We start from the raw sequence: 22,061 nt of genomic DNA, 5'->3' as shown, positions 1-22,061 counted from the left end.
TCTTAAAACTTATTTACAACAGCGATAACAATACCTGTAATAATGATGTTTGCAATAGCTAGAGGGATTAATCCCTTCCAACCTAAATTCATCAACTGATCATAACGGAAACGAGGGATTGTCCAACGTACCCACATGAAGAAGAAGATAAATGCAAATATTTTTATGAATAACACAACTGTTCCAATTAATGCTGCAGTATTCGGACTAACCATTCCAGCAACAGTATCCATCCAAGGATAATTGTAACCACCAAAATATAAAGTTGCCATCACGGCTGATGAAACAAACATATTGATGTACTCAGCAAATAAATAGAAACCTAATTTCATTGAAGAATACTCTGTATGGTAACCACCAATTAGTTCAGTTTCACACTCTGGTAAGTCGAAAGGTGCACGATTAGTTTCAGCAAAAGAACAAACCATAAAAATGATAAATCCTAGTGGCTGATAAAGTACATTCCAGTGCCAACCATGTTGTTGTGCAACAATTTCCTTTAAACTTAAAGTATTGGTCATTAAAAGCAGAGCAATGATAGATAAACCCATTGCCACCTCATAACTGATGTTTTGAGATGCCGCTCTAATAGCACTTAATAATGAATACTTATTGTTAGATGCCCATCCGCCAATCATTACACCATAAACACCTAATGATACTACTCCAAATAAATAAAGTACACCAACGTTTATATCTGTTACTTGCAATGGAACTGCTCTTCCGTTAATAGTTAAATCTTGACCCCATGGAATAACTGCTGTACCAATACAAGCACAAAGCATTGCCAAACCAGGACCTACCATAAACAACCATTTACTTGCATTTGAAGGGATAATTTCTTCCTTCATGAACATTTTTAAACCATCTGCTAATGGTTGTAAAATACCAAAGGGACCAGCTCTATCAGGTCCAAGTCTATCTTGTAAAAATGCCGCCACTTTACGTTCTGCGTAAGTAGAATACATCGCTATTACCAAGCTAATGGAAAATAAAATAGTCACCAGCAAAAACTTCTCGATTACAAAATTTATATCCATTAGAATTTAGTGCTTTTTTCTAGTTCAACTTTATTTGCTTCTTGTAAAGCTAAATTTTCTTTAATAACCGGTAAAGGTTTAAAAGTATCGTAGTGATTTGATGCAATTACTGAAGTATCAGCAATAGCAGTTGGTTGTTCAATGTTCCAATCTGAAGTTGCTTTTTTCTCAAATCTACATTCATTACAAATAAACTCTTCAACCTCTCCAAATTGGTCTTTACGGGCTGTAACACGTAAAACATCAGCTCCTTTATACCAAAGCGTAACCTTACCATTGCACTTTTCATGGTCGCAATTTCTATGTGCATCTACAGGTTTAGTAAACCAAACTCTATTTTTAAACCTGAAAGTTTTATCTGTCAACGCTCCTACCGGACATACATCGATTACGTTTCCTGAGAAATCGTTATCAACTGCTGTTTGGATATAAGTAGAAATTTCTGAATGGTCTCCACGATTTAAAATTCCGTGAACACGCTTATTGGTAATTTGGTCGGCAGTAAACACACAACGATAACATAAAATGCATCTGTTCATGTGCAACTGAATTTTATCACCTATATCAATTCTTTCGAAAGTCCGACGTTCAAACTCATAACGAGTACGTTGTAAGCCATTTTCGTAGCCTAAATTTTGTAAATCGCACTCACCAGCTTGGTCACAAATTGGGCAATCTAATGGGTGGTTAATCAATAACATCTCAACAACACCATTTCTAGCTTCTAAAACCTCAGGAGAAGTAATATTTTGAACTTCCATTCCATCCATCACCGTAGTACGGCAAGAAGCAACTAGCTTAGGCATCGGACGAGGGTCTTTTTCAGAACCTTTACTTACCTTAACAATACAAGTACGACATTTACCACCACTACCTTCTAACTTAGAATAATAACACATCGCAGGTGGCACAATATCACCCCCAATTTGCCTTGCGGCATTGAGAATACTTGTACCCGGTGCTACTTCTACCGTTATACCATCAATAGTAACTTTCATTAAATCACTCATGGTTAAAGATTATCCTGTTTAACTTCTTCAACTTTTTTCTCTATCGGAACAGCGTAATTGGCCAAACCATAATTACTGCTTAAGCTTTTAACTGGCTCTTTTACATGCCATTCAAACTCATCTCTAAAATGTCTAATTGCACTTGCAACTGGCCAAGCCGCTGCATCGCCCAATGGACAAATTGTATTTCCTTCAATTTTTTTAGACACATCAACTAACAAGTCGATATCGCTCATTTTTCCGTGTCCGTACTCTAATCTATGTAATACTTTTTCTAACCAGCCAGTACCTTCACGACAAGGAGAACATTGTCCGCAGCTTTCATGATGATAAAAACGAGAGAAATTCCAAGTATTTCTAACAATACATTGGTCTTCATCAAAAGCGATGAAACCACCTGAACCCAACATCGTTCCTGTTGCAAAACCACCTTCAGAAAGTGATTCGTAACTCATTAAACGAGGTTCACCATTGGCATATTTTAAGGTTAAATTGGCAGGCAAGATAGGCACAGAAGAACCTCCAGCTACAGTAGCTTTAAGTCTTTTACCATTTGCAATACCACCGCAATATTCATCAGAATAAATAAACTCTTCAACTGGTAAGCCTAATTCAATCTCATATACACCTGGTTTTACCAAGTTTCCAGAAGCTGATATTAATTTTGTACCTGTACTTCTACCAATACCAATTTTAGCATATTCATCCCCACCATCGTTAATGATTGGCACAACTGCAGCAATTGATTCAACATTATTTACTACTGTCGGACAACCATATAACCCCGCAATTGCAGGGAAAGGAGGTTTAATACGAGGATTCCCTCTTTTACCTTCTAGCGATTCTAACAAAGCAGTTTCTTCTCCGCAGATGTAAGCACCACCACCTGGCTGTACATATAATTCTAAATCGTATCCTGTTCCTAAAATATTCTTACCTAAAAACCCAGCAGCCTTAGCTTCAGCAATTGCTTTTTCTAGAATACGGATTTGAGGCATCATTTCACCACGAACGTAGATGTATGATGTTTTAGCACCAAGGGCAAAACTTGCGACAATCATTCCTTCAATTAAAGCGTGAGGAATGTAAGTCATTAAATATCTGTCTTTGAAAGTTCCAGGCTCAGATTCATCGGCATTACAAACCAAATAGCGAGCAACGCCTTCTGGTTTTGCCAAGAAGCTCCATTTCATCCCCGTTGGGAAACCTGCACCACCTCTACCACGTAAGCCTGATTTCTTAACTTCTTCAACCACTTCATCAGGAGTTAAGGTTTTAAGTGCTTTTTCTACTGCACGATAACCACCTTTTTCTCGATAAACAGCTAGCGTGTTAATGCCAGGTACGTTAATATGTTCTAATAATAGTTTACGTCCCATTATTTATTGCGTAAATTGTCTATTAATGTATCAACTGATTGTTCAGTCAAGTTTTCGTAGAAAGTGTATTCAGGGCCAATTTGTAAAACTGGAGCATATCCACAAGCCGCTAAACACTCAACACCTCTCCAGCTAAATAAACCATCAGCCGTAACTTCGCCTTCTTTAACACCGAGTTTTCCTTCAATATGTGACATTATTTTTTCTGCGCCAACTAAACAACAAGGTCCAGTTCTGCAAACTTCTAACACATATTTTCCCTTAGGTTGTAAAAAGTACATGCTATAAAAAGACGCCACTTCATAAACCTCTATTGGCTCGATATTCAAATACTCAGCAACTTTATCCATTGCAGGAGCACTAGTCCAACCAAATTCTGCTTGTACCAAATGTAATAAAGGTAGCAAAGCTGATTTTTGTTTTCCAGCGGGATAACGACTAACAATCTCATCAAACTTTTCTACCAAAGCCGATGAAAATTCTACAGGTTGTTGTTGTTCTTCTATTTTAAGCATCTAATTCTCCTGCAATAATGTTCATGCTACTCATGTTAATAATGGCATCTGATAAAAGCATACCTTCACTCATTTTTGCGAACATCGAATAATTAATAAAACTTGGCCTTCTAAAGTGCAAACGATAAGGTGTTCTACCTCCATCGTTTATCAAATAAAAACCTAGCTCTCCGTTACCACCTTCAACAGCGTGATAAACTTCTGCTTTTGGTGCATCAATTTCTCCCATCACAATTTTAAAGTGATAGATTAATGCTTCCATGTTATTGTAAACTTGTTCTTTTCCTGGCAAGTAAAATTCTGGCACATCAGCGTGGAAAATACCTTTTGGCTCGGCTTTTAGTTTCTCTAAAGCTTGCTCAATAATCCTCACACTTTGCCACATTTCTTCGTTACGAACTAAGTAACGATCATAAATATCACCACTTGTACCTACAGGAATTTCAAAGTCGAAATCTTGATAAGATGAATATGGTTCACTAGTACGAACATCATAATCAACCCCTGTTGCACGTAATAAAGGGCCAGTCCAACCAAAACTTAAAGCATTTTCTTGACTTACTTCAGCAACACCTGCAGTACGATCAATAAAAATACGGTTACGGTTTAACAGACTTTCAAATTCTCTTAATGCTACAGGGAATTCTTTTAAAAACTTATTGATTTTCGCAAACGCGATATCATTAAAATCTCTTTCTAAACCTCCAATTCGACCAATGTTAGTCGTTAAACGAGCACCACAAATCTCTTCGTAAATCTCGTAGATATGTTCTCTAAACTGGAATAAGTAAAGGAAAGTTGTAGTTGCTCCAGTATCTTGGGCAATAATAGTGTTACAGATGATATGATCTGAAATCCTTGCCAATTCCATGATAATTACACGGAGGTAATCAACACGTTTTGGGACTTGGATGTTCAATAATTTCTCAACCGTCATGTGCCATCCCATGTTATTAATAGGAGATGAACAATAATTTAAACGATCGGTTAAAGGTGTAATTTGATAGAATGGACGATGTTCAGCAATTTTCTCAAATGCTCTATGGATATATCCAATGGTAGAAACTCCGCTAACAATACGCTCGCCATCTAATTGCAAAACGTTTTGAAAAACACCGTGTGTAGCAGGGTGAGTTGGACCTAAATTTAGGGTTACCAATTCGCTCTGCGGATCATTATCTGTATATACTGGTTGATTGTGCTTCATTAGTTCTTATCTACCAAAGTATTCGTCTTTTTTATCAACTCTGTTTGGATCTTCTAGTGGATATTGTTTAAGCATAGGATGTACACCCAAATCGTCCATATTTAAAATCCTTCTTAAATCAGGATGTCCTTCAAACTTAACTCCAAAAAAATCATACGTTTCTCTTTCCATCCAATTTGCAGCGTTCCACAAAGTGGATGCAGTTGGAATAGCTGCGTCATTCTCATGTAAGAAAACTTTAAGCCTTACTCTAATTCCGCTAACCATACTGTGCAAATGGTAAACCACTGCTATTTGATTTTTTTCTGGATAGTGAACTGCTGTTAGGTCAGTCAGGAAGTTGAAATTGATTTTTCCATTTTCCTTTAAGAAAGATAAAACATTAATTACTTTATCTTTTGTGGTAGAAAAAGTAAGTAAGCCATATGGTTCTGTTACATCAAAAAGTTGCTCTCCGAATTTCTCGCCAAGCAAATCAATAATTTCTGTATTTGTTGCTTTAGCCATTATTCTATTCCGTAAGAAGCTAACATTTGTTTGTATTGATCAGAATATCTTCTTCTGCCAGATTCGTTCTTAACCAGTTCCTGTATCTTACCAAAGCCATCTAAAATAGCTTCCGGACGAGGAGGACAACCTGGAACATAAACATCAACAGGAATAATCTCATCAATGCCTTGTAAAACGGAATAAGTATCAAAAATACCTCCGCTAGATGCGCAAGCACCAACAGCAATTACCCAACGAGGCTCTGCCATTTGTAGATAAACTTGTTTTAAAACAGGACCCATCTTTTTTGCAATGGTACCCATCACCATCAAAAGGTCTGCCTGGCGTGGAGAAAAACTTAATCTTTCTGCACCAAAACGACCAAAATCGTAATGCGAACCCATGGTTGCCATAAACTCGATACCACAACAAGAAGTTGCAAACGGTAAAGGCCACAATGAATGTGAACGAGCCAAACCGATAACCTTATCTAAAGAGGTAGCAAAAAAGCCTGAGCCTTCTATACCCGGTGGCGCATCTACTATATTAATTTCACTCATGTTCTTAAACAAAAAATGCTTATTCCAAATTGAGAATAAGCAACAAATTTACAATATTTTAAAAGTAAATTGATTAAGGTATTGGCATTTAGAACCTTTCTAAATAAGTTTGAATTTGGAGCTGGAAGACTATTTAAACTCCAAACTGTATACCCAAACTCAACTATGTCCAGTCTAAAGCTTTTTTCTTTAAAATATAGATGAAACCTAACAAGAGTGTTCCCATAAAGATGAACATTTCGATGATTCCATTCCATCCTAATTCTCTAAAATTTACAGCCCAAGGATACATAAAAATAACCTCTACATCAAAAAGCACAAACAATATAGCAACTAAGAAATATTTAATAGAAAATGGCTGACGAGCATTACCTACCACTTTAACACCTGCCTCAAATGTCGAAAGCTTATCACTCGTTTTACGTTTAGGACCTAAAAAGTGTGTAGCAAACAATGTTACTACCACAAAGCCTAAAGCAACAATAACTTGAAATATAATAGGTAAAAAATCTTGTGCCGAACTTGCAGTTTCCATCTTGAATTATTTTAGGCAAAATTAAAAGAAAAAGGCAGGATTACAAACCCTGCCTTTTCTTTTATCTATTAAGAATTACTATTTTTTAATTGGTGCTTTTTTAGCAGGTGCTGGCGGAGCACTTAATTGTTTAAGATTATCAGCTGCATAAGTGTTAGCTGGATCAATAGCTAATGTTTTCCCAAAATATTCTTTAGCTTTTTCTTTATCAGTACCAGATACAAAGAAACCTAAGTAGTTATAAGTTTCAACTAAATTTTTAGCATTTGCAGCAGCTTTTTCAGGTTTAGTAACCGTAACTAAATCAATAAATTTCTGATAGAAAGGAATAGCTAACCCTTTTTGAGTTTCAGGGTTATCAATTGCATCTATATATTTATTGATTCTCGCTCTATATAAAAGAGCTGCCTCAGTTTCCGGTGATAACACAGTCAGTTTAGAAAACGCTGAGTCCGCTTGAACAAGTAAAGCCCTATCTTTTCCATTTGCTGCAACATAACTAGCAATACCTAAATAGAAGATATTTTGTCCCATTGCAGGGTTCTTAGAGTTTAAACCAATAACCTTTTTATATACTTCTGCAGCTTTCCCATATTTTTTGTCTGTGTAATATTTCTTAGCTATCACTGCTAATTCCTCAGCTTTTGTTGAATCCAATTCCACAGCCTTAGTAATATTAATTACAGCTAAACTATCATTACCTGTTCCCTGTAAAGCTTTACCCAAATAAAGATAATCAGAGCCTAAAATACGTGAAGCATCTTGTTTTCTTGCAAAAAGCTCATTCATATATTGTAATCCCTGAGGGAAGTTTTTGTTCTCAATTGCTGAATAACCACGCATACGGATAACCACAAAAGTTTTAGGGTTATTTGGATCTGGCGAATTTAATGTCGCGACCTCTTTTTCTAAGGTAGCAAAATCATCAGCAAATACTAAGAATTGAGCATAACGCAAACGCGAATCAAATGATTTGTCAGTTAAATCTAGGTATTTACGCATATTAACTAATGCTGATGCTCTTTTCGCTTCAGCATTTTTTGCGTCAGCACGAGACCATTGCATGTCATTTTCTGCTAATTCGCGGTAAGCAGGTCCATAATTAGGGTCACCAGCTACTGCTTTTTTCAATTCAGTATCTGCTTCTGGAAATGCGAAAGCCATTTTATACATTCTACCAATTTGTACATTCGCACGGTATAATGCTGGGTTAATATCCAACGCTCTTAAATACAATGGATAAGCTTCTGTATTTTTAACTTGCATAGCCCAATAATCAGCTAATGCTAAGAAAGTTTCTGGGTCTTTATCTTTTGAATCTAATTCATCTGCCTTCTGCAAATTTGGTAATGCAGCAGCATAATCTGGCGTTTTCTGACCTAAATAAGCCTTTCCAATTTGCAAATAAGTTTGATAATCTTTCGTTCCTAATTGTAAAGCTTTATCAAAATTTGTTTTTGCAGATGTAGCATTGTTTGCCATCAAATCTGCATGGCCAAGGCCAACAAAGTTTAATGCATTTTTAGGATCAGCAGTTGTACCACTAGTAAAAACAGCTCTTGCTGAGTCGATCTCGTCTGTTAATAAATAAACATTACCAAGACTAAAGTAGTTATCGCCATCTTTAGCTTGAGATGCCACCAATGTTTTTAACATTGATGTAGCTTTCTGGTACTGTTCAGCGTCGATTGCCTTCTTGGCATCAGCTAAACTCTGGGCAAATGAGGCAGTACCACCCATCATTACTAAGCCTAAACTTAAGGCTATCGCTTTTTTAATCGTTTTCATTGTCTTCATTTGTTTTAGTTAAATAAAATTATTGGGCCTATATTTGGTTCTGCGCAACAATTATATTCATTTAATTTTTAAATTAAAAATTTAGTTCGTGTTCTTTATGTTAAAATCCCTTGATATCATCTTATGAGGACCTAGTCCTGATTTGAGTACGATTAACTGACCACGAGGGCTATTTAACCAATTTGCAAATCCTGTGCCTAAACCGTCTCTCCCTTCAGCATTAATTAAGTAAACATTTCTTAAAAATGGATAAAGTCCATTGATCAATGCATTTTGAGTAGGTTTGTAATAAGAATCACTTCCTTTTTTCCCAGTTACATTTTTTACTCCCATTATTTTTATGTGAGGCAAATATGACAAAATGTCTTTGTTGCTCTCTGACAACCAGTTAACTCCAACAACTCCTATGTAATCCTTATTTTCTGATACATATTTAATTACATCATTATTGGTTTGTAAAGTATACACCCCAACCTTTGGTAATTGCGTAACTTTTGCCGAATCCATAAAATACTTTACCGTACTTGAACTTGCATTATCAAAAACAAGTTTTTTACCAGCCTTTGAGTTACCCTTCATGATATCAAAGACTTCATTAACGGTGATATTGGTATCTAAATTGTTCGCATTAGCAATTAATGCTATTCCATCTATCGCAAACCGATCAGTATAAATAGCAAATTTCAACTGATTATAATAACTCTCTTCAGAAGGTCTTAGCATTCTAGACAAAATAATCATCTTAACTTCACCATTTAAAAACTTTGGTAAAATTTTATATTCATTCCCTACAGTAGTTGTAACCGAAGCATCCGGATACTCGCTTTTGAAAACCATAATTTGATCATCCAAAATTCTTGAAAACGATTCGTCAACCAAAATTTTGGTCGTCCCTGAAGTTCTGGTTTCAGGAATTTTATTTGTTTTTTTTCGGTTACAAGAAGCGATTACCCCAACTGCAAAAATTAATAAGAAAATTATTTTTTTCATTATCACTTAGTCTTTTCTACTTGTAATTCTATTGAACCTAATTATCGAATACACTACTAATAGTACTGCAAATGCAATACGATACACTCTAGGGAATCTTTCTGGATCGAGATTAATTAACTCACCAAAAAATGCAATTAGTATTGCCAAGCATACAAAAATCAATATCATGGCAAGGCCTAAAATGAACAGAAATCGCTGTTGAGGCGATTTCTGTTTAAAATAATCAAGATTAAACATCCTATATTATTGCGCTAAGTTAAAGCTAATTGGAATGTTATATTTTACACGAACTGGTTTACCGTTTTGCATACCTGGATTCCAGCGTTTGCTCAATTTTAATACCCTCATTGCTTCTTCATCCGTACCATAGCCTAATTTACGTTCTACTTTTAGATCTGTTAAAGATCCGTCTTTTTCTACCGTAAATGAAACCAATACCTTACCTTGAATATTGTTCTCAGCAGCCATTGGTGGATATTTAATGTTATCACCTAGGTATTTGTAGAACTTGTCCAAACCTCCAGGATAGTTAGGTGGATTTTCCATACTAACAAAGTTATATACGGTGTTATCCTCTACAACCTGTGCTTGTTTTGGTCCTTCACCTGCAGGAGCTATCTGAACGATATCTGCCGTTGGATCACCTTCAATAGTTTTCTGACCGGGGTCTGCTTTCTTCAAGTCTTCCAATTTAGGCGGCTCTTCATCTTGCACCTCGTTATCTGGTTTCACAATTGGAGGAGGGAATTTAATCTGATCCTGCTTTGGTGGTGGTGGTTCAACTGGCGGCGGTGTTTTTACTTCCGGATTAATTGGTGGAGGTGGTTGCATTGTCACCTCAATCATTTTTTCTGGAGGTGGTTCAGGCAATATTCCTGCTATTAAGGCGTAAATTTTAGGCCCAACAAACAGTAATATAAATATCGCCGATGCAATTAATAATGATTTAGTTGTATTCTTTGCATTTGTTTGACGAAGCTCATAAGCTCCATAACTTTTATTCTTTTTTGCAAAAACTACATCAAGCCATTCTTTGTTAAATAAATCTATTTTAGATCCAAACATTGCTTAATATTTTAATTGTTAACTTATTTTAAAATCCCTTGAGCTCTCATAAAATCCTTCTCACTATCCATTAAATGGGCAGGATCATCATCAATTGCTGGAGCATTGATATTTGTTTTAGTAATGCTTAACTCATCCATGATATCTACAAAATTTTTGTAAGTAGAACCGTCGGTTGGTTTAATTACTATAACTATATCCTTACCACCCATTTTTTCCTTAACTTCTTGCTTATTTTTTAATAAAGAAGCTCTAATATCTCCAAAGCCTTCAATTGTAGGAGGAGTATTTGGAGATGGAACGCCCATATACCAAGCAATTTTATTGTTTTTACCTAGTAAAATAGTCATTGTTTGAGATGCTTTCAGTTCTTTTCTGTTTTCATCTTTTATATCCTTATCGGGTTTAGCGATGTCCATTGCTAATGGTTTAGATAAGGAAGTGGTTAACATGAAGAAAGTAATTAACAAGAAAGCCAAATCAACCATTGCGGTTAAGTCTACTCTTGTAGATTGTTTTTTACTTCTTACTTTACCACCTTTATCGCCACCCCCGCCGGTATTTAATTCTGCCATGTTTTTATTTTATTTAGCAGCAGCTTCGGCTGATGTGATTAAACTAAATTTGTTAACTTTTTGCTTTTGAAGCACTTCTACAATTTTCCTAACAACTGGATATTCCTCTTCAGAATCTCCTTTTATGCTTACACGCATTTCCGTATTATGTAATTCAGCAACAGCTCTACGAGATTGCTCAATCCATCTATAAAGATCATTGTTAGTTGTAGAGTCTGTGGGAATACCTTTTAATGACTCCTCTATCTGCTTACGATCTTTAGCATCAGCATTGATAAATTGTTTTAGATTTCCAAATGGTATACCAAATGAACCTATTACACCAAAACGTTCTGCTTCTGATTTTGTAAACTGAGTGCTGTACAAGGCCGCCATTTTTTGGAGGGTTAACATTTTCACATCTTTACCAATGATCTCAATGAAAACTTTTCCTTTACCGATACTTAAAACTGCTAAGTCTTTATCAGGCACCTTGAAGAGAACCGTAGACGATGGAGTTTTAATATCCAAAGGATCTGGTTGACGTGAAGTTGCCGTTAAAATAAAGAAAGTTAACAACAAGAAGGCCACATCGCACATTGCGGTCATGTCTACTGAGGTACTCTTTCTTGGAACTTTTACTCTAGGCATAATATAAAAATTATAATATTTTAATTAATGATGTTAATTCTTCCGGTTTTCCATAAAGCCGGTAAAAAAAATTAAAATAATTTTTATTTATGGGTACTAGCGTAAGTTTGGATGATGCTGAAACCTGCCTCATCGATAGCGTAAGTCAATTTATCGATCTTAGAAGTTAAGATATTATACATGATAATAGCGATAGTAGAAGTACCAATACCAGTAGCTGTATTAATCAAAGCCTCAGAAATACCTGTTGCTAACGCTGCTTGATCTGGCGCACCTGAGTTAGCCAAACCACCAAACGCTTTAATCATACCTGTTACTGTACCCAATAGACCCATTAAAGTACCTACTGATACCAAAGTAGCAATGATAGTTAGGTTTTGCTCTAACATTGGCATTTCTAATGAAGTTGCTTCTTCGATATCTTTTTGAATAGCTAAACATTTTTGGTCAGTATCCATATTTTGCTCAGTTTCCATCTCGCCATATTTTTTAAGACCAGATTTGATAACGTTTGCAACTGAACCTTCTTGTTTATCACATTCTGCAGCGGCTGCTGAAATGTTTCCTGAACTTAAAAGTGATTGAATTTTTTTAACAAAAGCATCTAAGCTTCCTTTTCCTGTTGCTTTACCGATAACAATTAAACGCTCAATTGAGAATACGAATACCATTAAAAGCATACCCATTAAGATTGGCACGATGAAACCACCTTTGTAAGCCATACCACCATAGTTACCTGGATGAGGTAAAATAGCGTGAGTATCTTCATTATAGAAAGCTAATGATAAGCTACTGTTAGCACTGGCTACAGCTGGATCAATTTGGAAATTTGACGGTTTCCCTAATACAAAGATGAAAAGTGTAACCCCGATAAGGATACAAATTGGAATTACAAGAGTTGCAAATAAATTAGATGCAGTTGAGCTCTCTTTTTTAACTGTTGTTGGTTTTGGTGCGTTTGCCATTTTTTTTTAGTTTTTTAGTTTTAGTACTTTGTTTTTAAACTTTAATAAAATTAGTTAAAATATTTTATAGTAATACACACAACGTTTCTTATAACTAAATGTTGCGTTGACAAATTTATAAATTGATTTTAATTTACAAATTAAATTAACGTTACACAATTAATTCGTTACGTTGTAACCTTTACAATAAGGCTACCTGTATAACTAAAAAAGATTGCCATTAGTTTGACAATCTTCCGCAATTAAAACTAAAAAATTGCTTAAAAACAAATTTTAAGCAAAAAAAATACATTAAATAACGTTTTCAACAACTTTAGGAAGTGCATTTAATATCTTTTCATCTGCAAAATCTTCAAATTGTTTAAAGTTGTTAATGAAAGCCTGAGCAAGTTCATTTGCTTTATGGTCGTAATTATTTTTATCGGTCCACGTATTTCGAGGATTTAATATCTCACTCGGCACTTCTGCACAAGTTTTAGGCATCAATAAGCCAAATACAGGGTGTTCCTCATAATCTGCTTTTAACAAGCCCCCATTTAGCGCTGCCGTAATCATTGCTCTAGTATAACTTAACTTCATTCTATTTCCAATCCCATAAGGGCCTCCACTCCACCCTGTGTTAACTAACCATACATTAACATTGTGTTTTACCATTTTTTCGCCAAGCAATTTTGCATATTTTGTAGGGTGCAATGGTAAGAAAGCTTTTCCAAAACAAGCCGAGAAGGTTAATTGTGGTTCTGTTACACCAGCTTCAGTTCCCGCAACCTTTGCTGTATAGCCAGATATAAAATGAAACATGGCTTGCCCAGTTGTTAATTTGGATATCGGAGGCAAAACTCCAAATGCATCTGCGGTTAAAAAGAAAATGTTTTTTGGAATTGACGCTACTGATGGCTCAATGGCATTTTCAATATAATTTATAGGATAAGCAACCCTAGTGTTTTCTGTTTTTTCAATGTTAGAAAAGTCTACGTTTCTTGTTCCTTGAAAATAGTTTGTGTTTTCTAACAAAGAGCCAAATTTTATAGCATTATATATTTGAGGTTCTTTTTCTGCAGTTAGATCAACGCACTTAGCGTAACAACCGCCTTCGAAGTTAAAAATAGAGTTCTCACCCCAACCATGTTCATCATCGCCGATTAGACCTCTTTTAGGATCCGCTGACAAAGTCGTTTTTCCTGTTCCTGACAATCCAAAAAATATAGCTGTGTCTTTATTTTCCCCAATGTTTGCAGAACAGTGCATTGATAAAGTTTTCTTTTGTTCTGGTAGAATAAAATTCAATACAGAGAAAATACCCTTTTTAATTTCTCCTGTATAGGCTGTACCTCCAATTAGAATTATTTTCCTTGAAAAATTTAAAATCGAAAAATTTGGTTGTCTAGTTCCATCAACCTTAGGATCAGCCAAAAAAGAAGGCGCTGCAATTATTGTCCACTCTGGTTGCTCGATAAGCTCATCTTGTTTAAATCTTAGAAATAGATTATTGGCAAATAGATTTTGAAATGCATGTTCTGTTACAACTCTTATAGTTGTTTTGTATTTTTCATCTGCACAAGCATAAGCATCTCTCACATAAATCTGTTTTTCGCTAAGGTGATTGGTTATTTTTTGAAGCAAACCATCAAAATGCTGATCGCTTATTTTAATATTAACATCGCCCCACCAAACAGATTGATCAGTAACTTCATCGCAAACAATGAAACGATCTTTAGGAGAACGACCAGTAAATTTGCCTGTATCAATTGCTAATGCTCCGCTATCTGCTAATGTGCCTTCGTTATTTTGGATTGCCTCCTCAACTAGTTCTGCTACACTAAGCTGATATTTTATTTTTTTGGCATACAGATTTAGATAACCCAAGTCAGGTTGCTGTTCATTAAAAGTGCTCATATATTTGGTTTAATATGCTGCAAAGCTAAGCAGATATAAACTCAAAAAATGCAAATTTTAAGGAAAAATTTTACTTATTGTGGCTAATACACTAACACATAAAAAGTTGACAATCAATAATTTATACTCAATTTAACCTCCAGATTTTTTTACTTTATAGCCCTCCTTTTGCAGTAGCAAAAGCACCTTATCTCTAAAATCTCCTTGGATTAAAATTTCGCCATCTTTTGCCGCCCCACCAACTCCGCATTTAGTCTTCAACATTTTTGCCAAAACATCTAATTGCTCTTCCCTGCCTCTAAACCCCGTTATTAAGGTAACCGCTTTACCTCCACGATTTTTCCTGTCAAGCTGTACTCTTAAATCTTGTTGAGAATTTGAGATATTTTCTTCTATTTGCGATTCTTCTTCATAAACAAAAGATGGATCAGTAGAAAACATAATCCCTCCAAAATCATTGATAACTTTCTTTTTAGGTTTCATTCTATTTTGCGATAATGTTTAAAGATAACGGAACTATATTAATGTTAATCTCTTTGCCCATCAAAAAAGGCTCACCATCAAGGTGGATTGAGTCTTCCTTTTCCCTTGTGATTTTAATTTGCTTACCTCTAATAATCTCCACCATTTCAGATTTATCTGTTGTAGCTCGCAACATCTGATAAGCAAGCACAACAATTTTATATAAAGGAAAAGGTTTAACTATACAGATATCCAACAAACCATCTGTTAAAGAAGATTTTGGCGAGATATGTACATTGTTTCCATATTGTGAAGAGTTGGCAATACTAACTACGTAAGCCTTTCTTTTATAAACAACTCCATCAATATCTATATGGTAGGTTTGAGATTGATAGGAAGTCATCTCTTTTAAACCCATTTCTACATATCCTTTAAGCCCTCTGCTTTTGTTATTGGCAAAAACAGAACTGATGTGTGCGTCAAATCCCATCCCCGCCATGTTAAAAAATGGCTTATCGTTTAGTACAGCAGTGTCAATCAATTTCACATTTAAAGTATTAATCAATTCAATCGCTTTTACCGTATTCATAGGGATTTTTAAAAATCTGGCTAATCCGTTCCCAGAACCAAAAGGAATAATGCCTAGTATTTTACCTGTTTGGATAACCTTAGGAGCAATTTCATTAATTGTTCCATCTCCACCCACGGCAATAATTACATCAAAACTTTTATTACCTGCCTCTTCAGCTATTTCTGCAGCATGGCCGATATATTCAGTAAAACTAAAATTTGGATTAAACCTTTCCTTATCTAGATGCTTATCTATAACAGCAGGTATTTGTTGTTTTTTCTTGCCTCCAGAAATAGGATTTATAATGAATAAAATATTAATTTTTACCAATGTATGATGATTAATCTAGCACAAAATAATTGATATTTTTTGACTATTAATAATATATGTAGTAATTTTGTGGTGTTAAGAGTGGACTGATTTGCGATGCTATGAAATATGAGCTGGATTGCAACCACGTAAAAAAAAGTGCTAATTATTACCACACTTCATTTTACTGCCCTTTTTAAAGGTTTCAGGTTCCTTTTACAATAGTTTATTTTTATATTAATTATTTAAAATGTCGTATTTATTTACATCAGAATCTGTATCTGAAGGCCACCCTGATAAAATTGCAGATCAAATTTCAGACGCGTTAATCGATAACTTTTTAGCATTTGATACAGAATCGAAGGTAGCTTGTGAAACCTTGGTTACTACCGGACAGGTTATTTTAGCTGGTGAAGTTAAATCTAAAACCTATTTAGACGTTCAGCAAATTGCAAGAGATGTAATCAAAAAAATTGGTTACACTAAAAGTGAATATATGTTTGAGGCTAACTCTTGCGGAATTCTATCAGCAATACATGAGCAATCTCAGGATATTAATCAAGGTGTAGACAGAACAACTAAAGAAGAGCAAGGTGCTGGTGATCAAGGAATGATGTTTGGTTACGCTACAAACGAAACTGAAAACTACATGCCATTAGCGCTTGATTTATCTCATGCGTTATTGAGAGAATTAGCCAATTTGAGAAGAGAAAATTCTGAAATTACTTATTTACGTCCAGACGCAAAATCTCAAGTTACTTTAGAATATTCTGATGATAACAAGCCTCAAAGAATCGACGCCATTGTAATTTCAACTCAACATGATGACTTTGTTAAAGCTCAATCTAACTCAAAGGAAGATAGAGATGCGGCGAACGAAGAAATGTTGGTTAAAATAAAAAGTGATTTAATTTCAATATTAATTCCAAGAATTAAGGCAAAATATCCTCAGTACGCTCATTTGTTTAACGACAACATTACCTATCATATTAACCCAACTGGCGTATTTGTAATTGGCGGTCCGCATGGCGATACAGGCTTAACTGGAAGGAAAATTATTGTGGATACTTACGGAGGTAAAGGTGCTCATGGTGGTGGTGCTTTCTCAGGAAAAGACCCAAGTAAAGTAGATAGAAGTGCTGCGTATGCAACTCGTCACATTGCTAAAAATTTAGTTGCGGCTGGTTTGGCTGATGAAGTTCTAGTACAAGTTTCTTATGCAATTGGTGTAGCAAAACCTACCTCAATAAATGTGGTTACTTATGGCACTTCAAAAGTGGATTTAACGGATGGCGAAATAAGTAAAAAGGTTGAATCTATCTTTGATATGCGCCCTTATTTTATTGAGCAACGTTTAAAATTGAGAAATCCAATTTATAGTGAAACTGCTGCTTATGGGCACATGGGACGCAAACCTGAAACAGTAACTAAAACATTTAGAACTCCAAATGGTGAAGAGAAAGTTGTTACGGTTGAGCTATTTACATGGGAAAAACTAGACTTTGTGCCTCAAGTTAAAACAGCTTTCGGCTTATAAAATTTCTAACGATATACAAAAGCGCTTCAAAATAAATTGAAGCGCCTTTCTTATTTATATGCCTTTTATTTTCATAAAAGACTTTTCTTGATCTAAAATGTATTTATCATCAATAGCATAAGATTCAATCCCATTTATATTCATTTCATCTATAACATCTACAAAGTTTTTATAAACGGAAGTTGCCGTTGGTTTAATAACAATCAACATCCTTTTTTCTTTTTCTATTTGATGTGTTTTTTGAACCATTAGTTTATTTGCAATAATTTGAGTTTTAATAGTGGCCAAACTTGCAACATTCATTATCGCATTCTTCGCTTCCCCCATGTAATAAACTACTTTATTATCTTTTCCTAAAAGGATGCTCATTGTTCGAGAAGCTGGCCATTGCCCAAAATTTTCGGTAACGTTAGTCGGATCGGGTTTTGCAATATCAACAGCTTTCATCTTTGATAAAGAAGTGGTGAGCATAAAAAATGTAATGAGTAAAAAGGCTAAATCTACCATTGCGGTTAAATCTACTCTTGGTAATGCTTTTGCGTTTCTTCCTTTTGTGGCCTTGCCATTTTCAGGAATGTTAAGTGTTGCCATGTTGTTTGAGGTTTTTAAACAGGATGACATTTAATTAGCTATTTCATAAATCTTTGGAAATAAAAAACCAATCACACTAACTGTTGTTTTAAGGATATAAAAAATTAACAATCATGGAACAGCCAATAGAAATGAATACGCTAAGTCAGATCTTAGAAAAGCTAAGAATTAAAGGCAAGGACAATGAAATTAAAATGTCTGATCATGGTAAAATGCAATCTGTAAATCTTAATAAGATTTACAAACCAGAAGACCTGACCATTGTAAAAACATATCGATTTGAAGGAATGTCTGATCCTGCAGATAGCTCGGTATTGTATTTAGTAATAGATAAAGATGGAGATATAGGTTATATGTTAGACGCTTATGGCACTTATAGCGACAACGAGGGACCGGCTTTTGATGATTTTCTAAAAAAAATACCTGTTGCCGATAGAGATGAGCAAGAGCTCTTTAGCTAATTACAATTAGCAAATCGATTTAGCAACTAAAAGTTAATTTAATTACTATTAGATTAACTCTACACAAACGTTTGATATTAAAAGTATGCAAAAAATATTTTATCTTCGGGAAGCCTTTAGGGATTTTGCTGATGATAAAAAAACCAATTACTATAAAAGAAATTGCTAAGAAACTTGATTTATCAATATCAACAGTTTCTAGGGCACTCCATGGCCATCCAAGCATCAGCTTAAGCACACAGCAAAAAGTGAAGCAAACGGCCCAAGAAATGGATTATGAGCCTAATCAAGCTGCCATATTCTTTCAGAAAGGTAAAACGTTTACCATTGGAGTTATTTTGCCTGAGTTGGCCGAAGCGTTTTTCTCAACAGCAATTAGTGCTATAGAAGATATAGCCTATAAAAAAAATTATACTATTCTACTAGCACAATCTCACGATGAAGAAGACAGGGAAAAACAACTAGTAGAAAAAATGAAAAACAACAGGGTAGATGGACTGTTAGTTTCTGTGGCCAAAAGAACCTCCAACTTTGATCATTTTGATCAATTAAAGAAATACAACATCCCCGTAGTATTTTTTGACAGAATTCCTCCTTTAAAGAACATCCATTCTGTAGCTTGTAATATAGAAACTGGTAGCGTAGAAGCTGTTAATTATTTGCTAAAAAGAGGACACCGCAGCATTGGTTTAATTAATGGGCCAAGCACGCTTATTGCCAGTGGGCAGCGAAAAGAAGGATATATCAAAGCGCTTCACAAAAACAGGTTAAAATTTGACCCAACATTGATAGTTAACTGCGATCTTTCTGAAACAAGTACTAACGAAGCGCTAGAGATATTATTAAGTCACAAACGCAAACCAACGGCAATTGTAACCTTTAACGATTATGTTTCTGCTTTTGCAATAAAACATGCTTTTAAATCTGGGCTAAACCCAAATCATGCAATTGAGTTTGTAAGCTATGCTAACTCTCCTGTTATCGGGTTTATGGATCATCCTCCGGTAGCTTCTGTAGAGCAATTTCCAACAATACAGGGGCAAAAAGCAATAGATACTTTATTAGACATTTTAAATGCTGATGAAACTGAAGAAACGCCTGCTTTTTATAAGATAGTTATCGAATCTCAGCTGGTTGAAAGCAATAAACGTTAAACAAAGAAGGCTAACAATGTTAGCCTTCTTTGTTTATTTAAAATCCACTATCATCTAGTGCGAAAGTGCTTTTTCTATCTTTCCATTTTCCACGTGTAAAATCAGGGAACTCTTGTGGCTTGTTTCCTTCTTTTAGAGATTTTGTTGAAAGTGGAGTAATTACACTCATTGTTACTGAGTCATAAACATCAATTGGTGTTTGTTTTTTGTTTTTAACCGCTACTATAAATGCATTAAATACAAACCAATCCATACCGCCATGACCTGCTCCAACAGCTTCTTTTTCGTATTTTTTCCAAAGTGGATGATCATATTTATCAAACCATTCTTTTACTGGATCCCAAGCATGAGGCTTTGTTTTTCCTTCAATATGAATTGATTTATTTACATCCATCCATAAACCATTAGTTCCCTGAACCCTAAATCCTAATGAATATGGTCTTGGTAAATGCACATCATGCGTTAACATAACGGTTTCCCCGTTGGCACAATTAATTAACGTTGTAGTTACATCTCCATTTTTATAATTAATCTTAGCATTTGGATGCCCAGGAGATTTAGATTCTACATAATTTGCTAAACCTTTAGCTTTTGAGCTAAATGAGACTAAATTCGTGAAACGATTTCCTTTATTGATGTTTGCATAGTTAATGATAGGTCCAGCTCCATGGGTTGGGTATAAATCGCCATCTTGATCAATATTAAATTGGGTTCTCCATTGTGCCTCACTTAATGCCTTTGGACCGTATTCTACTCCACCACCATAATATTGTTTACCATTGTTAAAAAGCACTTCTCTTAAATCATGTTGATATCCACCCTCTAAGTGAATTACTTCACCAAACAATCCTTGTCTTAACATATTTAATGCAGCCATTACATCTCTACGATAAGAAACATTTTCTAGAGTCATGTATGGCATTCCTGTTTTTTCAGAAGTATTTACGATATCCCAATGCTCTTTAACCGTTAAACCAGCAATAACTTCACAACCTACATATTTACCAGCATTCATAGCGTAAATAGCCTGCTCGTAGTGAAACTGCCAAGGCGTAGCAATTATTACAGCATCTATGTCTTTTCTATCCAGCATGGCTTTATAAGCATCGGTACTACCAGTATACTCTTTTGCCGCTGGCCTACCATTCTTCGCAATGAATGCCCTACAACCTTTTAAAGAACTTTCTTGGGTATCGCAAATGGCCACAATTTCTACATCATCTCTTAAAACTCCTTCACTAATATGACTCATTCCTCTTGCTCCAACTCCAATGTATCCTAATCTTACTTTTCCATTGTCTTTGGCAAACAAAGTTCCGGTAGGTAAAATGCTTAAACTTGCAGCAGCTAAAGTGCCATTCTTAATAAAATCTCTTCTTTCCATTTTGTAAATTGAGTTGTGTGGTTCTAAAATTTAAATCAAGATAGAAAAAGCTTTAGCTAAATTCACTAGTTTTAGCAACGCAAACGTTTGATAATTATGTGGGAATGCCCTTTATGCAATCGAATTTTTAAAAACAATCATCAATCCCATTTTTGCGCAGATAAAAGTGTTGGCGATTTTTTAACTGGAAAATCTGACAGCTCGTTAGCATTATTTGATTATTTTATTTCAAAATTTGAGGAGATTGGCCCTATTAAACTCTATGCTACAAAATCTATGGTAGTGATTGCTGCAGATATAGGATTTGCATATGTCATTAATTTAGGCAAGAGTTTTGTTGATGTAGTATTGCCTTTTAAAGAATTACATGAAGATAATTTATGCTTCCGAAAAATGGCACTAGTTCCTGGAAGTAATGATTACAACCATCACCTAAGAATCATGTACAAAGAAGATATTAATGAAGAGGTATTTGAATTTATGAAAAAAGCTTATGCAAAAGGAAAAAACGTATGAGCTGAGTGGCCATAAATTATTGGTTTTGTTTAATGACAAAATTATTCAAATTCAAAAACCTAAGACATTAAAAAAGTTCCTCTCAGAGGACATTGATTTACGTTCTGAAATATTAGTCAATTACATTAAGCAAGATTATTTCAATTTTATTGGCAAAGAGCTAATTATTACTAACGACTCGATGATTATAGAGATTTGGGGACATATTTTTGCAAGTCATTTTGCAAAAGCGATGAAGAACCTTATCTGTTTAAAGCTTGTTGAAAATGCAGCAGATTTCATCATCAAAAAGAGTGATTACATAGATTGCGGGGAAAGTGATATTGACCTTAACAGGAAGTTTTGGGACCTACTTGCGAATTTTAAAAAACCAATTATAGCTTTCTTACCAAAATCTATAAAATAGCATATAATCAAAAA

At 34.9% G+C, this 22,061-nt stretch carries 24 protein-coding genes; 5 read left to right on the top strand and 19 right to left on the bottom strand.

The window, feature by feature from the left end; all coding sequences use genetic code 11:
• Nucleotides 1-2: 2 nt before the first annotated feature.
• The 17 genes from nuoH to R2Q59_RS15745 form a co-directional block, all read right to left on the bottom strand.
• A complete protein-coding gene (gene nuoH / locus R2Q59_RS15825) occupies nucleotides 3-1,040 on the bottom strand; it encodes an NADH-quinone oxidoreductase subunit NuoH (protein ID WP_316770799.1) in 1,038 nt (345 codons plus the stop codon).
• A complete protein-coding gene (locus tag R2Q59_RS15820; protein ID WP_316786165.1) occupies nucleotides 1,040-2,050 on the bottom strand; it encodes a 2Fe-2S iron-sulfur cluster-binding protein in 1,011 nt (336 codons plus the stop codon). Before R2Q59_RS15820 ends, nuoH begins: the two co-directional genes overlap by 1 nt.
• 2 nt (nucleotides 2,051-2,052) lie before the next feature.
• Nucleotides 2,053-3,429 carry an NADH-quinone oxidoreductase subunit NuoF gene (gene nuoF / locus R2Q59_RS15815; protein WP_131551937.1) on the bottom strand — a complete coding sequence of 459 codons (1,377 nt, stop codon included), beginning with the start codon at nucleotides 3,427-3,429 and terminating at the stop codon, nucleotides 2,053-2,055.
• On the bottom strand, nucleotides 3,429-3,944 hold the full coding sequence (locus tag R2Q59_RS15810) for an NAD(P)H-dependent oxidoreductase subunit E (RefSeq protein WP_316786164.1): 516 nt from the start codon (nucleotides 3,942-3,944) through the stop codon (nucleotides 3,429-3,431). Before R2Q59_RS15810 ends, nuoF begins: the two co-directional genes overlap by 1 nt.
• Nucleotides 3,937-5,151 carry an NADH-quinone oxidoreductase subunit D gene (locus tag R2Q59_RS15805; protein ID WP_316786163.1) on the bottom strand — a complete coding sequence of 405 codons (1,215 nt, stop codon included), beginning with the start codon at nucleotides 5,149-5,151 and terminating at the stop codon, nucleotides 3,937-3,939. The genes R2Q59_RS15810 and R2Q59_RS15805 overlap by 8 nt, the downstream gene beginning before the upstream one ends.
• Nucleotides 5,152-5,157: 6 nt before the next feature.
• Nucleotides 5,158-5,658, bottom strand: a complete 501-nt coding sequence (locus R2Q59_RS15800) for an NADH-quinone oxidoreductase subunit C (protein ID WP_316786162.1) — start codon at nucleotides 5,656-5,658, stop codon at nucleotides 5,158-5,160.
• Nucleotides 5,658-6,200 (bottom strand): NADH-quinone oxidoreductase subunit B, encoded by a 543-nt coding sequence (locus tag R2Q59_RS15795; protein WP_131551933.1) that lies wholly within the window; start codon nucleotides 6,198-6,200, stop codon nucleotides 5,658-5,660. The genes R2Q59_RS15800 and R2Q59_RS15795 overlap by 1 nt, the downstream gene beginning before the upstream one ends.
• A 163-nt stretch (nucleotides 6,201-6,363) precedes the next feature.
• On the bottom strand, nucleotides 6,364-6,735 hold the full coding sequence (locus R2Q59_RS15790; RefSeq protein WP_131551932.1) for an NADH-quinone oxidoreductase subunit A: 372 nt from the start codon (nucleotides 6,733-6,735) through the stop codon (nucleotides 6,364-6,366).
• A gap of 78 nt (nucleotides 6,736-6,813) precedes the next feature.
• Nucleotides 6,814-8,523 (bottom strand): hypothetical protein, encoded by a 1,710-nt coding sequence (locus tag R2Q59_RS15785; protein ID WP_316786161.1) that lies wholly within the window; start codon nucleotides 8,521-8,523, stop codon nucleotides 6,814-6,816.
• Between the two features lie 90 nt (nucleotides 8,524-8,613).
• On the bottom strand, nucleotides 8,614-9,522 hold the full coding sequence (locus R2Q59_RS15780) for a substrate-binding domain-containing protein (protein WP_316770783.1): 909 nt from the start codon (nucleotides 9,520-9,522) through the stop codon (nucleotides 8,614-8,616).
• Between the two features lie 246 nt (nucleotides 9,523-9,768).
• On the bottom strand, nucleotides 9,769-10,590 hold the full coding sequence (locus R2Q59_RS15775) for a TonB family protein (RefSeq protein WP_316770780.1): 822 nt from the start codon (nucleotides 10,588-10,590) through the stop codon (nucleotides 9,769-9,771).
• 23 nt (nucleotides 10,591-10,613) lie between these two features.
• Complete coding sequence (locus tag R2Q59_RS15770) at nucleotides 10,614-11,165, bottom strand: biopolymer transporter ExbD (RefSeq protein WP_316770778.1); 552 nt, start codon at nucleotides 11,163-11,165, stop codon at nucleotides 10,614-10,616.
• Nucleotides 11,166-11,174: 9 nt separating this feature from the next.
• The gene (locus tag R2Q59_RS15765) at nucleotides 11,175-11,795 is read right to left on the bottom strand and encodes a biopolymer transporter ExbD (protein WP_316770776.1); all 621 of its coding nucleotides are present in this window, start codon (nucleotides 11,793-11,795) and stop codon (nucleotides 11,175-11,177) included.
• Between the two features lie 83 nt (nucleotides 11,796-11,878).
• A complete protein-coding gene (locus R2Q59_RS15760) occupies nucleotides 11,879-12,760 on the bottom strand; it encodes a MotA/TolQ/ExbB proton channel family protein (RefSeq protein WP_316770775.1) in 882 nt (293 codons plus the stop codon).
• Between the two features lie 291 nt (nucleotides 12,761-13,051).
• Complete coding sequence (pckA, locus tag R2Q59_RS15755; protein WP_316786160.1) at nucleotides 13,052-14,656, bottom strand: phosphoenolpyruvate carboxykinase (ATP); 1,605 nt, start codon at nucleotides 14,654-14,656, stop codon at nucleotides 13,052-13,054.
• Between the two features lie 132 nt (nucleotides 14,657-14,788).
• Complete coding sequence (locus R2Q59_RS15750; RefSeq protein ID WP_316786159.1) at nucleotides 14,789-15,139, bottom strand: translation initiation factor; 351 nt, start codon at nucleotides 15,137-15,139, stop codon at nucleotides 14,789-14,791.
• Between the two features lies 1 nt (nucleotide 15,140).
• Nucleotides 15,141-16,019, bottom strand: coding sequence for a diacylglycerol kinase family lipid kinase (locus tag R2Q59_RS15745; protein ID WP_316786158.1), 879 nt, complete (start codon nucleotides 16,017-16,019; stop codon nucleotides 15,141-15,143).
• 229 nt (nucleotides 16,020-16,248) lie between these two features.
• Between R2Q59_RS15745 and metK the strand changes: the two genes are divergently transcribed.
• Nucleotides 16,249-17,535: a methionine adenosyltransferase gene (gene metK / locus R2Q59_RS15740; RefSeq protein WP_316770767.1), complete on the top strand. Its 1,287-nt coding sequence runs from the start codon at nucleotides 16,249-16,251 to the stop codon at nucleotides 17,533-17,535.
• A gap of 54 nt (nucleotides 17,536-17,589) precedes the next feature.
• On the opposite strand, the gene R2Q59_RS15735 is transcribed toward metK, so the two are convergent.
• Complete coding sequence (locus tag R2Q59_RS15735; protein ID WP_316786156.1) at nucleotides 17,590-18,126, bottom strand: biopolymer transporter ExbD; 537 nt, start codon at nucleotides 18,124-18,126, stop codon at nucleotides 17,590-17,592.
• A 113-nt stretch (nucleotides 18,127-18,239) separates the two neighbouring features.
• Between R2Q59_RS15735 and R2Q59_RS15730 the strand changes: the two genes are divergently transcribed.
• Nucleotides 18,240-18,587 carry a hypothetical protein gene (locus tag R2Q59_RS15730; protein ID WP_316770764.1) on the top strand — a complete coding sequence of 116 codons (348 nt, stop codon included), beginning with the start codon at nucleotides 18,240-18,242 and terminating at the stop codon, nucleotides 18,585-18,587.
• Between the two features lie 131 nt (nucleotides 18,588-18,718).
• A complete protein-coding gene (locus tag R2Q59_RS15725) occupies nucleotides 18,719-19,741 on the top strand; it encodes a LacI family DNA-binding transcriptional regulator (protein WP_316770761.1) in 1,023 nt (340 codons plus the stop codon).
• Between the two features lie 37 nt (nucleotides 19,742-19,778).
• Here the strand turns inward: R2Q59_RS15725 and R2Q59_RS15720 are convergent, their stop codons facing one another.
• The gene (locus R2Q59_RS15720; protein WP_316770759.1) at nucleotides 19,779-21,125 is read right to left on the bottom strand and encodes a Gfo/Idh/MocA family protein; all 1,347 of its coding nucleotides are present in this window, start codon (nucleotides 21,123-21,125) and stop codon (nucleotides 19,779-19,781) included.
• Between the two features lie 96 nt (nucleotides 21,126-21,221).
• On the opposite strand from R2Q59_RS15720, the gene R2Q59_RS15715 reads away from it, so the two are divergent.
• Complete coding sequence (locus tag R2Q59_RS15715; RefSeq protein WP_316770757.1) at nucleotides 21,222-21,641, top strand: DUF5655 domain-containing protein; 420 nt, start codon at nucleotides 21,222-21,224, stop codon at nucleotides 21,639-21,641.
• A complete protein-coding gene (locus tag R2Q59_RS15710; RefSeq protein ID WP_316770755.1) occupies nucleotides 21,619-22,047 on the top strand; it encodes a hypothetical protein in 429 nt (142 codons plus the stop codon). The genes R2Q59_RS15715 and R2Q59_RS15710 overlap by 23 nt, the downstream gene beginning before the upstream one ends.
• The last annotated feature ends 14 nt before the right edge of the window (nucleotides 22,048-22,061 follow it).

The sequence above is a fragment of the Pedobacter frigiditerrae genome, assembly GCF_032678705.1.
Lineage (GTDB): Bacteria > Bacteroidota > Bacteroidia > Sphingobacteriales > Sphingobacteriaceae > Pedobacter > Pedobacter frigiditerrae_A.
Note: the sequence above shows the minus strand (reverse complement) of the source record. Positions and strands in the feature narration are given on the sequence as shown.

Bases quoted from the DNA above. Each gene is read 5' to 3' on its own strand.
- nuoH (WP_316770799.1), bottom strand. From the start codon at position 1,040: ATGGATATAAATTTTGTAATCGAGAAGTTTTTGCTGGTGACTATTTTA.
- R2Q59_RS15820 (WP_316786165.1), bottom strand. From the start codon at position 2,050: ATGAGTGATTTAATGAAAGTTACTATTGATGGTATAACGGTAGAAGTA.
- nuoF (WP_131551937.1), bottom strand. From the start codon at position 3,429: ATGGGACGTAAACTATTATTAGAACATATTAACGTACCTGGCATTAAC.
- R2Q59_RS15810 (WP_316786164.1), bottom strand. From the start codon at position 3,944: ATGCTTAAAATAGAAGAACAACAACAACCTGTAGAATTTTCATCGGCT.
- R2Q59_RS15805 (WP_316786163.1), bottom strand. From the start codon at position 5,151: ATGAAGCACAATCAACCAGTATATACAGATAATGATCCGCAGAGCGAA.
- R2Q59_RS15800 (WP_316786162.1), bottom strand. From the start codon at position 5,658: ATGGCTAAAGCAACAAATACAGAAATTATTGATTTGCTTGGCGAGAAA.
- R2Q59_RS15795 (WP_131551933.1), bottom strand. From the start codon at position 6,200: ATGAGTGAAATTAATATAGTAGATGCGCCACCGGGTATAGAAGGCTCA.
- R2Q59_RS15790 (WP_131551932.1), bottom strand. From the start codon at position 6,735: ATGGAAACTGCAAGTTCGGCACAAGATTTTTTACCTATTATATTTCAA.
- R2Q59_RS15785 (WP_316786161.1), bottom strand. From the start codon at position 8,523: ATGAAAACGATTAAAAAAGCGATAGCCTTAAGTTTAGGCTTAGTAATG.
- R2Q59_RS15780 (WP_316770783.1), bottom strand. From the start codon at position 9,522: ATGAAAAAAATAATTTTCTTATTAATTTTTGCAGTTGGGGTAATCGCT.
- R2Q59_RS15775 (WP_316770780.1), bottom strand. From the start codon at position 10,590: ATGTTTGGATCTAAAATAGATTTATTTAACAAAGAATGGCTTGATGTA.
- R2Q59_RS15770 (WP_316770778.1), bottom strand. From the start codon at position 11,165: ATGGCAGAATTAAATACCGGCGGGGGTGGCGATAAAGGTGGTAAAGTA.
- R2Q59_RS15765 (WP_316770776.1), bottom strand. From the start codon at position 11,795: ATGCCTAGAGTAAAAGTTCCAAGAAAGAGTACCTCAGTAGACATGACC.
- R2Q59_RS15760 (WP_316770775.1), bottom strand. From the start codon at position 12,760: ATGGCAAACGCACCAAAACCAACAACAGTTAAAAAAGAGAGCTCAACT.
- pckA (WP_316786160.1), bottom strand. From the start codon at position 14,656: ATGAGCACTTTTAATGAACAGCAACCTGACTTGGGTTATCTAAATCTG.
- R2Q59_RS15750 (WP_316786159.1), bottom strand. From the start codon at position 15,139: ATGAAACCTAAAAAGAAAGTTATCAATGATTTTGGAGGGATTATGTTT.
- metK (WP_316770767.1), top strand. From the start codon at position 16,249: ATGTCGTATTTATTTACATCAGAATCTGTATCTGAAGGCCACCCTGAT.
- R2Q59_RS15735 (WP_316786156.1), bottom strand. From the start codon at position 18,126: ATGGCAACACTTAACATTCCTGAAAATGGCAAGGCCACAAAAGGAAGA.
- R2Q59_RS15730 (WP_316770764.1), top strand. From the start codon at position 18,240: ATGGAACAGCCAATAGAAATGAATACGCTAAGTCAGATCTTAGAAAAG.
- R2Q59_RS15725 (WP_316770761.1), top strand. From the start codon at position 18,719: ATGATAAAAAAACCAATTACTATAAAAGAAATTGCTAAGAAACTTGAT.
- R2Q59_RS15720 (WP_316770759.1), bottom strand. From the start codon at position 21,125: ATGGAAAGAAGAGATTTTATTAAGAATGGCACTTTAGCTGCTGCAAGT.
- R2Q59_RS15715 (WP_316770757.1), top strand. From the start codon at position 21,222: ATGTGGGAATGCCCTTTATGCAATCGAATTTTTAAAAACAATCATCAA.
- R2Q59_RS15710 (WP_316770755.1), top strand. From the start codon at position 21,619: ATGCAAAAGGAAAAAACGTATGAGCTGAGTGGCCATAAATTATTGGTT.